This window comes from Algoriphagus sp. (genome assembly GCF_030694375.1).
Taxonomy (GTDB): domain Bacteria; phylum Bacteroidota; class Bacteroidia; order Cytophagales; family Cyclobacteriaceae; genus Algoriphagus.
The window spans coordinates 207922-220292 of record NZ_JAUXYL010000040.1 but is presented as its reverse complement, the minus strand read 5'-3'; the positions used below and the strand labels follow the sequence as shown (position 1 = coordinate 220292).

General features: G+C 41.5%; 10 protein-coding genes. 4 read left to right on the top strand and 6 right to left on the bottom strand.

All coding sequences use genetic code 11. The features are described from left to right. Window positions 1-118: 118 nt before the first annotated feature. Together pckA and Q8M62_RS15405 are read left to right on the top strand one after the other, a co-directional pair. Window positions 119-1720, top strand: coding sequence for a phosphoenolpyruvate carboxykinase (ATP) (pckA, locus tag Q8M62_RS15410; protein ID WP_304901550.1), 1602 nt, complete (start codon window positions 119-121; stop codon window positions 1718-1720). A gap of 411 nt (window positions 1721-2131) precedes the next feature. Then, the gene (locus tag Q8M62_RS15405; protein ID WP_304901551.1) at window positions 2132-2569 is read left to right on the top strand and encodes a peptidylprolyl isomerase; all 438 of its coding nucleotides are present in this window, start codon (window positions 2132-2134) and stop codon (window positions 2567-2569) included. A 115-nt stretch (window positions 2570-2684) separates the two neighbouring features. On the opposite strand, the gene Q8M62_RS15400 is transcribed toward Q8M62_RS15405, so the two are convergent. Beyond that, the gene (locus Q8M62_RS15400) at window positions 2685-4250 is read right to left on the bottom strand and encodes a hypothetical protein (protein WP_304901552.1); all 1566 of its coding nucleotides are present in this window, start codon (window positions 4248-4250) and stop codon (window positions 2685-2687) included. 140 nt (window positions 4251-4390) lie between these two features. Here Q8M62_RS15400 and Q8M62_RS15395 point away from each other — a divergent pair, with 140 nt between their 5' ends. Beyond that, complete coding sequence (locus Q8M62_RS15395) at window positions 4391-4996, top strand: hypothetical protein (RefSeq protein ID WP_304901553.1); 606 nt, start codon at window positions 4391-4393, stop codon at window positions 4994-4996. 3 nt (window positions 4997-4999) lie between these two features. On the opposite strand, the gene Q8M62_RS15390 is transcribed toward Q8M62_RS15395, so the two are convergent. From Q8M62_RS15390 to Q8M62_RS15375, 4 genes are all read right to left on the bottom strand, one after another. Continuing rightward, on the bottom strand, window positions 5000-5710 hold the full coding sequence (locus tag Q8M62_RS15390; protein WP_304901554.1) for an RNA methyltransferase: 711 nt from the start codon (window positions 5708-5710) through the stop codon (window positions 5000-5002). Window positions 5711-5728: 18 nt separating this feature from the next. Beyond that, window positions 5729-8356, bottom strand: coding sequence for a DNA gyrase/topoisomerase IV subunit A (locus Q8M62_RS15385; RefSeq protein WP_304901555.1), 2628 nt, complete (start codon window positions 8354-8356; stop codon window positions 5729-5731). Window positions 8357-8421: 65 nt separating this feature from the next. Next, the gene (locus Q8M62_RS15380; protein ID WP_304901556.1) at window positions 8422-10332 is read right to left on the bottom strand and encodes a DNA topoisomerase IV subunit B; all 1911 of its coding nucleotides are present in this window, start codon (window positions 10330-10332) and stop codon (window positions 8422-8424) included. 6 nt (window positions 10333-10338) lie between these two features. Next, on the bottom strand, window positions 10339-10836 hold the full coding sequence (locus tag Q8M62_RS15375) for a DNA topoisomerase IV (protein ID WP_092729827.1): 498 nt from the start codon (window positions 10834-10836) through the stop codon (window positions 10339-10341). Between the two features lie 227 nt (window positions 10837-11063). Between Q8M62_RS15375 and Q8M62_RS15370 the strand changes: the two genes are divergently transcribed. After that, window positions 11064-11450 carry a hypothetical protein gene (locus tag Q8M62_RS15370; protein ID WP_304901557.1) on the top strand — a complete coding sequence of 129 codons (387 nt, stop codon included), beginning with the start codon at window positions 11064-11066 and terminating at the stop codon, window positions 11448-11450. Here the strand turns inward: Q8M62_RS15370 and Q8M62_RS15365 are convergent. Beyond that, window positions 11431-12363: an ROK family protein gene (locus tag Q8M62_RS15365; RefSeq protein ID WP_304901558.1), complete on the bottom strand. Its 933-nt coding sequence runs from the start codon at window positions 12361-12363 to the stop codon at window positions 11431-11433. The two genes, Q8M62_RS15370 and Q8M62_RS15365, sit on opposite strands and share 20 nt — an antisense overlap. Between the last annotated feature and the right edge of the window lie 8 nt (window positions 12364-12371).

The window sequence follows — 12371 nt, the reverse complement described above, 5'->3', positions numbered from 1 at the left end:
TTCTGATTTTTCTTCGTAATCGATTGAAATGCGAAATTTTGACGTTTTTTTGATTTTAATTTGAAATTACTTACCTAATTTTGGGGAGACAATTTTCAGTTTGTAAACCCAAATATTTATGCAGGACTTGGTTCTGACTTCCTCAATTTCTTCCTATCCCCAGCCCGATGTGGACACTAGGGGAAAAGTTTTCAACAATCTTACTCCAGCTGAACTAGTGGAGCATGCATTGAGCAGAAGGGAAGCCTTTCTTACTTCTACCGGTGCATTGATGGCTGACACCGGAAAATTCACCGGTCGCTCTCCTTTAGACAGGTTTATTGTTTTGGATGAAAAAACAAAAGATTCAGTTTGGTGGGGTGAAATCAATATCCCCTTTGATGAAGAGAAGTTTGACAATTTGCTGGAGAAGGTTAAGAATCACCTTTCCATCAAAGATCTCTTCGTCAGGTACGCCCGCGCAGGAGCTGATCCTGAGTACCAGTTGAACCTAAAAGTGATCAATACCCTGGCATGGCATAACCTGTTTTGCTACAACATGTTCCTTCGACCTGAAAAAGAGGATCTCAAAGCTTTCAAATCAGATTTTACTGTCATTTGTGCGCCGGATTTCCAGGCTGACCCAGAGCAAGATGGTACCAAAAACCCAAATTTCGCCATTCTGAATCTATCCAAAAGAATGATATTAATCGGTGGGACAGCTTATGCAGGTGAAATGAAAAAGGGAATCTTTTCTGTTTTGAATTTTATTTTACCTCATGAAAAAAATGTGCTCTCTATGCATTGCTCCGCAAATTTGGGCAAGGATGGGGACACCGCAATCTTTTTTGGTCTTTCTGGAACAGGTAAAACTACACTTTCTGCCGATCCAAAAAGACAACTCATCGGTGATGATGAGCATGGCTGGACAGCGGATACGGTTTTTAATTTTGAAGGAGGCTGTTATGCAAAGGTTATTGACCTAACTCGTAAAAAGGAGCCTGAAATCTTTGATGCAATCAAATTTGGAGCAATCGTTGAAAATACACGCTTCATACCAGGAACTCGCGAGGTGGATTATACCAATAAATCAATTACAGAAAACACTCGAACAGCTTATCCGATTCATTTTATACCAAATTCTTTGAATCCTTCAATTGCCGGAATTCCCAAAAATATCTTCTTTCTAACAGCCGACGCTTTTGGAGTGATTCCTCCAATTTCAAAATTGAATAGTAGTCAGGCGATGTACCATTTTATCTCAGGCTACACAGCGAAGGTAGCAGGAACAGAAATGGGCGTTACAGAACCAAAATTAACCTTTTCGGCTTGTTTTGGAGCGGCATTCCTTCCCTTACATCCTACTGAATACGCAAAGTTATTTGGGGAAAAGATGGAAAAGCATGAAGTGAATGTCTGGCTGATCAACACCGGATGGACCGGAGGCCCTTATGGAATTGGCTCTCGAATGAAGCTTTCACACACCCGCGCGATGATCACCGCTGCCTTGGAAGGAAGCCTAGAATTTGCGCCTTTCAAAAAGGACCCCATTTTTGGATTCATGGTTCCGGAGTTGTGCCCGAATGTCCCTTTTGAAGTTCTTAATCCAAGAAATACTTGGGAAAACCCTGAGGAATATGATAAGACTGCCCAAAATCTTGCAAAAGCATTTATCAAAAATTTTGAAAAATTCAAAGATTTTGCGGACGAGGACATTTTAAAAGGTGCCCCAGTGGTCTAAAACAAATAAAAAGGAGTGAATTTCACTCCTTTTCTTTTTTAATTGATAATAAACAGAGTCAAAATCCTATTTTTGCAACTCTAAAATCTTTTCACCTTTTAATCTTAAAAACAGAATTTTAAATTGATGAAATCGAGCCTGCCTGAGGCAGACAGGCATGACCCTGCGGTGTCACACAGAGGAATGATTATCCCTCAAGCGAAGATTCCCTGTCCGACTACAGGCGGGCATGTAGCCTTTTAAAAAACAAATTATAAACAGATGAAATCGAGCTTGTCTGCCACAAGCAGGCCTGCCTGAGGCAGACAGGCATGACTAAAAAGTCACACACTGGGATGATTATCGACCAAGCGAGATTCCCTGTCCGACTACAGGCGGGCATGTGGCAATTAAAAAACAAAATATAAACACATGAAAACAGCAGAAATTATTACAGAAAAGGGAACAATGAAAGTTGAGTTTTATGAAAAAGACGCTCCCATCGCTGTACAAAACTTTATTGACCTCTCTAATAAAGGCTTCTATGATGGACTAACTTTTCACCGTGTAATCCCGAATTTTGTAATTCAGGGAGGTTGCCCTATCGGAAATGGAGCAGGTGGACCTGGTTATAAAATCAAATGTGAACTGGATGGAGAAAATCAATACCATGACCGTGGCGTACTTTCCATGGCACATGCAGGAAGAAACACCGGCGGTTCGCAGTTTTTTATCTGCCACAGTCGTACCAACACTGCCCACCTTGATCGAAACCATACCTGCTTCGGTAAAGTAATTGAAGGACTTGATGTAATCGACGCCATCAAACCTGGCGATAAAATTGAAAAAATCGTTGTCACTGAAGCATAAGGCCAACGCTTTGTAGAGCTGTATTTATAATGTGATAAGCCTATCATTTTGTATGTAGGCTCTAGCCATTTACTTGAACTTTAGAGGCTGTTCTTAATAAAGAATCAGCCTCTTTTCATTTTTGGACACCCAACTCTGAGAGAATTTTTAAAACTGCTGCATGAATTTTCGGAGCTGTCTCGGGTCCTAAAGAGTTGATTTCACCATAAGGTCTATTGGTATAATCATACGTATAGGGAGGAGTTACGTCCCATTGACTTTTAGGTACAATATATCCGATCATATCATTGGAGAGACCTCCCAAAAACTTGAATCGTCCGGGGATTTGAGTTTGGATAGCGGGGATTTCTACAGGACCTATTCCAAAATCAGCCCCTTGGGGAGATTCAATTCCCCCGTGAAGAATCTCGGGATATAATTCTCCCGGTACATGGACAAATGTCGCTGATCCAATACTCCATGCTGAAACCTCAGAACGAATATGTTTCCAGGAAGTGAAGCCTCGGTCAAAAAGACCAATAAAAGCTGCTAAATGAAATAATTGATTGTCCATTTTCAAATTAATTGATTTGGCCCTCAGGGAAATATTTAGTTTGGACTCGGGTATCCATATCGTATCTCTCAATGTTTCCAATGTAATCTTAGCCAAAGCTCTTCCTTGAGCTATCATTTTCTCAGGACTCTGTTTTTCAAACGAATCACCTGAATAAGGATCTACTACTGACATATCCGGATGTGTGGTCATAAGACCTCCCACTGCACCATTTAGGAAAATCGCCACTCCCCCTACTCCTTCCAATAAAACCGAATCTCCCACTGAAATCCCGCTTTCCACCATATTTCGCCATGGATCGGGGAAGTCCGAGCTGATTTGAATATTATCTGACCAGAGAGTTTCCGGATGATTTCCCCAATTCATCAGCGTGCCTAATGTTTCTCCGCTTACTGCATCCATGACTTGCATCAACTTCAGTGAAGCATCGAAAACCAACGGAGCTCTTGTATCTCCTACCAATGGCTTAAGCTTTTCATTTTCTTCCGCAAAGCGAAAAACAGCCGGACGAAGTGATTTTGAAGCTTCATCTATTGCATCACGAATTCCGACTTGAACTTGATTCAAGTACGCCGGATTCACACCTCTTTTGTAGTCAGATGGACCCCATTGTCCTATCAAATCCGGAGATGAGTGCACATGTGTGCTGGCAATTATGACATAATCCAACCAAGGATTGGTTTCGGCTATCAGTTTTCTTGTGGCTATCACTTCATCATTACCGAAGCCAATCATATCAATGACGCAAAGGGCTATTTTCACATCACCTCCATCCAGTACCATTGCCCTTGCCCAGAGAGGATCCAGAATACCTTGAGCAGGTCTGGAATTGTGAAAACCAGCTAGCCAGACTGCATCAAAAACTCCATTTCCATTGGTATCTTCAAATGAATCTCCATCCTCAGGATTGTATCTGGAGTCCCCATTTGCATCTATCCATGTTTCAAAATTTTTGGGAGATATATCCACTTTGGCAAACCCTGCCAGTATTTCATTTTGTGAGGATTTTAATTGAATATCTACGGAATAGCCCGGATGCCTATCCCTAAATTGGTACAAAGAATAAAGCCAAATTCCCAAAATCACAAGGCCTATAAAAATCAGGAGTCCTAAAAGAAATTTCTTCATGCATCAACTCATTTTGGTGGTTTTTAATAGGAGTTTAAAATCCGTCTTTTTCATTAAAAAAGCTATTTATTCAATTCATTTTGACTAAACCCAAATTTGGAATAGATATTGAAAAGGTAGTTTGCTCTATCCAATTGTGTATGATTCAATCCTACAAGGTATTATCCGCTCTGATTTTCTTTTTTGTACTAACCGCATCGCCACTGTTGGCCCAACGGTATGGAACTGCTGCGGGAGTTCGCCTAGGCAACTCTCAACTTAGCAGGACGGTGGGATTGACCGTGCAGCAGCGAATTGTGGATCGGGTGACGGTGGAAGGTATCTTACAGTCGGATTTCAGCAGGAATACGACCCTTTCCGTTTTGGCAAAAAAACACAGCCCAATTATTTCCAAGCGGTTTAACTATTACTACGGAGGTGGAATGGCATTTGGCAGAGAGGAAAGCTTCATCAAAAATGATGAAACAATGCAAGTCGACCATACTTTTGGCAACGCTACGGTCGGAGTGGATCTGATTGGAGGGATAGAATTAACCGTAGCCAATGCAGTCCTTTCATTGGATTACAAGCCGAATATCAATCTAGCGGGAAGGTCTGAGTTTTATCGCGGTCAGATAGGAATCTCAGCACGAACTGTCCTTGTGAAAAGCAAGGAGCAAAAGAAGAAACAAAAGCAACGTCAAAAAGCAAAAAAAGCAGCTCAAAATCAGCCTAGAAAGCCTTTTTCAGAGCTTTTTAAAAAGTAATAATCATAAATTATCCTGAAGATTTTTACGAAAAACCTTTTCATGAATTTCAGAATTTTTCACAATGGATCGATACCATTTCATTCTAAGCATATTTTTTTCCTCCTCTGAAAGATAGAAATCCGGGATATTAAGGGAGTCGGCTTTTTTTACCAAATCATATAAAAAAATGGAAGCAGCTACTGAAATATTGTAACTGTCCGTAAATCCCAGCATCGGGATATGTACAAGCCCATCAGCTTTGGCCTTTACATCTTCTGAAATTCCCTCGTGTTCATTTCCGAATACCAAGGCCAGTTTTTCTGTTGGTTGCAGATCATAAATCGAAATAGACGTGGATGCAGGACTAGTGCCATAAATCTTGTATCCATTTTTCCGAAGGGTATCAAAACATGTCTCGACAGCGTTTTTACCCGCCTGAAAGTACTTGTGTAAATCTACCCATTGCGAGGCACCACGAGTCACGAATGGGTTGACCTTGTACTGATTGGTCTTTTCGATCACATGGATGTCCTGGAGACCAAAACAGTCGCAGGTACGAATCACGGCACTGGCATTATGAGGTTTGAAAATATCCTCTAAGACGACTGTAAGGTATTTTGTCCTTTTGGACAAAACTTGTTCTATCACCCCCTTTTTGTGCTCGGTAATGAATCGGCCCAAATAATCCAAAAGGTCCTGGTCAAATGTTATTTCTTCGTTTGTTATCCTCATTGCAAAAAAATGGAGCCATCAAAACAGCCCCAATTGTTCGTCTTCGTCTTTTTTTGGCGTAAGGTCAATTTTACTTCCGATCTCCAACTCTTGACTAGTATCTTCAATTTCCTCGGCTAATTCCTCACTTTCTTCCACATTTTCGGCAGTTGCCTTTTCAGAGTGAATGAGCGAAATCTCCTTTACAGGATAGGTGCTCAGCTTGTTTCCTATCGCCTTCCAGCCTTTCACATCGATCAACATGTCCAAATCATATTCCATTACTTCGTCCTCTTTTCCTTTGGATAAAGTGACCGAAATTTGCGGTTGACTTGCCGTAGAAACGACTTTCAGATAGGATTGCTTGTGATCGGTAATGAAGTTGAATCGCTTGTTGATCGTAGTCGTTTCGATCAAAAAACGCTTCACGAAATAGGTTTTGATGCCACCATCATAGTAAATGGCCGAAATAACTTTCTTAATGTCAAACTTTTCAATCAACACGACATCTTTCGGTTCGTAGCGATTGGTCAGCTCAAAACTAGTCAGCTCATATTCCCCATTTTTGTAAAAGACAATGATCTTATCATCGCCAAGGAAATTACCGATCAGTTTGCCTCTTTGGTCCGTATTCAATCGGCCAACAACCGTATCATAGAACACATTGATTCCACCCAAAGTGGACTTTCCTTCCATTTTAAGCTGAATTTTGCGAACAGGGTAACGTGTCAGAATATTTCCACCCGCTCCCCTTCCTTTGATTTCTATTTCAGCAAAATCAAAATCAAACACTTTCACTCTGGCTTTGGCACCTTGAGTGAGGTATACGGTAACCAGTTCGGCCTCTCCATTTGGATTGGCGGTGAGATAGAGGACTTTTGTTCCCTTTGTCCCCTTGGTTAGATCATATTCTTTGTCACGGGTGATCCCGCCGATCTGAAATCTTTTGATCATCGCACGACCAGACCCTCCATCGAGGTAAATGAGATTATAGGTCATCCGGTCGTCATTCTTGCGAAAGACACCGACGTACAGAATGTCCTTTCCCATAAATCCTTTTTCCTGAATTTTGGAAACCATGAATTTACCATCGCGACGAAGTACGATCACATCATCCAGATCTGAACAATCACAAATGAATTCGTCTTTTTTCAATCCATAACCTACAAATCCATCTACTCTGTTTACATAGAGTTTGGCATTGTTGGCAGCAACAACTGTGGCTTCGATCGTATCCAAAGCTCGGATTTCAGTCTTTCGCTCCCGCCCTTTACCGTACTTGTCCAGTAGGTTTTGATAATATTTGATGGAGTATTCTGTCAAATGCCTCAGGTGATGATTGACCTCTTTCAGTTCTTCCTGTAAGCGCTTCATCAACTCATCAGCCTTGAAGGCATCGAATTTGGAGATTCGCTTGATTTTAATTTCCGTCAACCGGATCAGGTCGTCCTGTGTGATTTCTCTGTAAAAATCAGGTTTATAAGGATCCAATCCTCTATCGATAGCTTCCAAAACAGCATCCCAAGTGGTACACTCCTCAATATCTCGATAGATTCTGTTTTCAATGAAGATTTTTTCCAGGGAGGAAAAAAGCAATCGCTCCAACAATTCCCCTCTTCGGATTTCCAACTCCCGCTTAAGAAGCTCTTTGGTTTGCTGCGTATTGTATTCCAAGATTCTGTTTACCGTAAGGAAAACAGGCTTATCCTCAATAATGACGCAGGCATTTGGTGAAATAGAAATCTCACAATCCGTAAAAGCATAGAGTGCATCAATGGTCACATCCGGCGATACTCCGGGCGCCAATTGAATCTGTATCTCTACATCTTTTGCCGTGTTATCGACAACTTTTTTGATTTTGATTTTGCCTTTGTCATTGGCTTTGAGTATTGAATCAATCAATGAGTCGGTCGTGGTTCCATAGGGAATCTCTCTGATTGCCAAGGTCTTACTATCCTCTTCTTCGATCCGGGCTCTAACCTTTACCTTTCCTCCTCGATGCCCTTCGTTATATTCGGAAAAGTCCGCCAGACCTCCCGTGATGAAGTCAGGGAGAACGTTTGATTTGTTTCCTTTTAAGATTTCAATGGAAGCTTCAATCAGTTCAATGAAGTTGTGAGGTAGGATTTTGGTAGAAAGGCCCACCGCAATTCCTTCAACTCCCTGAGCTAGAAGCAGCGGGAATTTTACAGGTAAAGTGACTGGCTCCCGCTTCCTTCCATCATAGGAAAGTTGCCACTCCGTAGTCTGAGGATTAAACACCACATCAAGCGCAAATTTCGAAAGTCTCGCTTCGATATAACGAGCAGCTGCGGCCCCATCCCCTGTCCTGATGTCACCCCAGTTACCCTGAGTCTCAATGAGAAGCTCCTTTTGACCAAGATTAACCATCGCGTCTCCGATAGACTGATCTCCATGGGGGTGATACTGCATGGACTGACCGATGATATTGGCAACCTTATTAAATCGCCCATCATCCATCTCCTTCATGGCATGCAAGATCCTACGTTGAACAGGCTTCAGACCATCTTCAATCGCAGGAACTGCGCGCTCAAGAATTACATACGAGGCGTAATCCAAAAACCACTCCTTATACATGCCTGTGATCGGCACGGATGTGTGCAGACTGTCGTCAGCCCCATCTATCGTATTTTTTTCGTCACTCATTTTCTAAATGATTTAGGAAGCCAAAATTAGGTTTTGACCTATAAGATCTTTTTTAATCCAAAAAATCAGAATGTATTCCGTAAGGCTACTTCAATTTCCTCTTCCTCTGCTTTTCTTGGGTCATCCAAAGCCAGATCCTTTTCAATTTTCAGATTATCGATGATGAAAATCTGCCGATCGGGAGTGTTTTTACCCATATAGAAGGTCAGCAAGTCAGAAATCTTGGTCTCTTTATTCAAAATAATCGGATCGAGACGGATATTTTCACCGATGAACGTTCCAAACTCTTCAGGAGAAATTTCTCCCAAACCCTTAAATCGAGTGATTTCAGGCTTGCTCCCCAATTTATGGATTGCTCGCTGCCGCTCTTCATCGGAATAGCAATAGATCGTTTCCTTCTTGTTTCTCACTCTGAACAGTGGAGTATCGAGAATAAATAAGTGACCGTTTTTCACCAAATCCGGAAAAAACTGCAAGAAATAAGTCATGATGAGCAAGCGAATGTGCATCCCGTCCACGTCTGCGTCAGTAGCGATCACAATCTTTCGATATCTGAGATTCTCGATCCCATCTTCAATATTCAGCGCATGCTGCAAAAGGTTGAATTCCTCGTTTTCGTAGACCACCTTCTTGGTCATCCCAAAGCAATTGAGTGGCTTGCCACGAAGGGAAAAAACCGCTTGAGTCTGAACATCTCTGGATTTTGTTATCGAACCGGAGGCCGAATCCCCTTCAGTAATGAAGAGCATCGAGTTGTTTTTCACGTCCTCGCTTGCTTTGGGATCGTCATAATGAACCCGACAGTCGCGTAGCTTTTTGTTATGAAGATTTGCTTTTTTAGCCCGCTCGTTTGCCAATTTTTTAATTCCGGAAATTTCCTTTCGCTCTCTTTCGGATTGCAAAATGCGCTTCAATAGCGCATCGGCTACGCCCGGGTTTTTGTGCAGGTAGTTGTCCAGCTCAGTTTTCATGAAATCATTGACAAAAGTCCGAAGGGTCGGTCCATCCGCACCAATACTCTGAGAACCGAGCTTTGTTTTGGTTTGGGATTCAAAAACGGGCTCCTGAACACGGACGGCAATAGCTGCTACTACGGATTGACGAATATCAGAGGAGTCATAATCCTTCTTATAAAATTCACGAATAGTCTTGACTATCGCCTCTCGAAATGCAGCGAGGTGAGTCCCTCCCTGCGTCGTATATTGCCCATTGACAAATGAATAATACTCTTCTCCATAGGATCCTGAGTGCGTAATTGCCACTTCGATATCAGTTCCTTTAAGATGAATGATAGGATACCGAATACTTTCCTCGTCTATTTTATTGGAAAGCAGATCATAAAGTCCCCTATCAGAGAAAAACTTTTTCCCGTTAAAATTAATAGTCAAACCGGCATTCAGATAGGCGTAATTCCAGATCTGATTTTCAAGATATTCGGGTATAAAGTGATAGTTTTTGAAAATTGAAGCATCCGGAGAAAAAATGACTCTAGTACCGTTTCGTTCAGATGAGGGTCCAATCGGAGGATCATTGACCAATATTCCTTTCTCAAATTCAGCCATCTTGGATTGTCCGTCGCGGAAGGACTGAACACGGAAAAAGTCTGAGAGTGCATTTACAGCTTTGGTACCTACTCCATTCAGACCAACTGATTTTTGAAAGGCCCCTGAATCATATTTTCCTCCCGTATTGATTTTGGATACACAGTCGATCACTTTTCCCAAAGGAATACCCCGGCCGTAATCCCTGATCTCCACTTTGTGTTCGGAAATTTTGACGTCAATATTCCTTCCATTCCCCATCATGTGTTCATCGATGGAGTTATCCAGGATTTCTTTCACCAATACGTAAATACCATCATCCTGAGCACTTCCGTCGCCCAATTTTCCGATATACATTCCCGGACGAAGGCGGATATGCTCCCGCCAGTCCAGAGATTTGATACTGTCTTCTGTATAGTTTACTGGTTCTGCCATATTGCTTTATAAAACTCCTTTTTGAACCTGCTTAAATTTCCCGATCAGCAGGACAAATAATCCAATGACCCAAACTACCAAGAATGCGGGCATCATGTAGAAAAAAAATGAAAATTTACTGGTTGAAATTTCATTCTGATTGTTAATTGAATGAACAAAAAACACCAAAAGCGCCAAGCTGAAATTGAGCACTCCACCAAAAGAATAAAACCAAGTCAGAAAATAATCCCGGTATGGATCTCCGATCGGGAAAATCCGATGAAGCTTTTTATTTGATTTCGTTTCAAGGGATTTGGGCGGATAAAGAACGATTCCGTTGAAAATCACAAATGCTGCAATCATGGCGTAGAAAAACGTTCCTTTTTCCCAAGTTTTGCTAATCTGTCCATTTTCATCGATACTCAGTCCAATGGTCTCAGAAAGTGCAGAGTAGAAATACAAGAGAATAAAGATGAAAAGCAAAATACTAAGAAAGTAGAATGCTTTTCCAAATCTGTAATACATATGTTTTAGTGATTTATGGCGCTAATATAACCGATTTGAATAAACAGAATGGGCTTATCGAGTGTTCAATAAAGTGATAATTCTGACAGTTACATGCTGATATTTTTTAATCTCGTGAAATTCAACGCGCTGTCAAAAAATCCTTTGGTTTGATAAATTAATCCCTTGACTGATTTTGCGAAAGCCTCGGTTTTTGCTCCCATCTTTACAGACAAATTCTTAGCCTTATGCAAAAATTATATTTCCTTGTCGGAATTACCCTAGTACTTTCCGTTTTTTCCTGTAGTGGACCTGTTGATGCAGGAAAAATCAATCTTGAAAACTGGAAATCTGACCGGTATGGGTGTAAAGGTCTTCGCATGCAGGAGCTAGAGGAGTTTCAAGCAATAAAAAACAATTTTTTGGGAGCAGACAACCAGGCCTTGATCAAAACATTTGGAAGACCCGATAGAGTGGAGTTGGTCGATAAAAGCCAAAGCTTTTTCTTTTACTTTCTTGAGCCTAGCGGTGATTGTGAAGGAGTGGAAATTGAAAAAGAACCCTTACGAGTTCTTTTTCGGATGAATGCAATCAGCAAAGTGTCTGAGGTGACGGTCACAACCCTGAACCCATAAAACAAAGAGCTGCAGCACCTAGTGTACCTGCATTATTTTCCAGCGTAGCTTTCTTGAGTTTTAAGTCCTTGACGTAATAGGGTGTCAAAAACTTTCGCGTGTTATACTCGATCGTAGGCATCATAAACTCCAGTCCGGCGGATATTCCTCCTCCAAAATAGACATCCGTCACATCCAAAATTCGGACTGTAGAGACGATTGACTCACTGAGAATTTGAGCGACTTCCTTAAATACCATTAGGGAAACCTCATTTCCGGTTTTGGCTGTATCCACCAATAGATGCGTTCCGAGTTCTTTGCCTATCAATTCTCCGGCCTTTTCAGGGTATGCTGAAATGAGATTATCCATAATGCGAAGAATTCCGTTTCTACCTACCAAGGTTTCCAATCCGGCATTTCCTCGGGAAAGCATGTGACCCATTTCGAGGGCATTCCCTCTTGAGCCTTTAAATACTTGTCCTTCCAAAATCAAAGCACTTCCGATACCGGTACCCATGGTGATGAAAAGAAAATTTTCAGCAACATCACCCTTACCGTAGTAGAATTCACCGATGGCCGCAGCTGCAGCATCATTTTCCATATAAAATTCATGCTTTGGATATTTTTCCAGCAATCCTGACTTCAATGGAAATCCATTTAGATTCGGAATTGCGGGGATTTCAAGAGGTGTAGTTCTATCTTTTGAGATCATGCCGGGTAAGCCAATTCCAACTTTCTCGACCTCTGGATATTTTTTTAAATACTTCCCTAATCCTTCAATAAAACACTTTCCAAAGCCATCTGGATGATCTCTGTATGGGGTCGTGTCTTCTTTTTGGAAGTCAAGCATATTGCCTTCTCGATCTACCAGTCCAATCTTCAGGTGCGTGCCTCCGACATCTACTCCCAAAAAAAGAGAATCCTGCTTGCTCATAGTTTAAT

Excerpts from the sequence above, each read along its gene's own strand:
- pckA (WP_304901550.1), top strand. The coding sequence starts at position 119 with ATGCAGGACTTGGTTCTGACTTCCTCAATTTCTTCCTATCCCCAGCCC.
- Q8M62_RS15405 (WP_304901551.1), top strand. The coding sequence starts at position 2,132 with ATGAAAACAGCAGAAATTATTACAGAAAAGGGAACAATGAAAGTTGAG.
- Q8M62_RS15400 (WP_304901552.1), bottom strand. The coding sequence starts at position 4,250 with ATGAAGAAATTTCTTTTAGGACTCCTGATTTTTATAGGCCTTGTGATT.
- Q8M62_RS15395 (WP_304901553.1), top strand. The coding sequence starts at position 4,391 with ATGATTCAATCCTACAAGGTATTATCCGCTCTGATTTTCTTTTTTGTA.
- Q8M62_RS15390 (WP_304901554.1), bottom strand. The coding sequence starts at position 5,710 with ATGAGGATAACAAACGAAGAAATAACATTTGACCAGGACCTTTTGGAT.
- Q8M62_RS15385 (WP_304901555.1), bottom strand. The coding sequence starts at position 8,356 with ATGAGTGACGAAAAAAATACGATAGATGGGGCTGACGACAGTCTGCAC.
- Q8M62_RS15380 (WP_304901556.1), bottom strand. The coding sequence starts at position 10,332 with ATGGCAGAACCAGTAAACTATACAGAAGACAGTATCAAATCTCTGGAC.
- Q8M62_RS15375 (WP_092729827.1), bottom strand. The coding sequence starts at position 10,836 with ATGTATTACAGATTTGGAAAAGCATTCTACTTTCTTAGTATTTTGCTT.
- Q8M62_RS15370 (WP_304901557.1), top strand. The coding sequence starts at position 11,064 with ATGCAAAAATTATATTTCCTTGTCGGAATTACCCTAGTACTTTCCGTT.
- Q8M62_RS15365 (WP_304901558.1), bottom strand. The coding sequence starts at position 12,363 with ATGAGCAAGCAGGATTCTCTTTTTTTGGGAGTAGATGTCGGAGGCACG.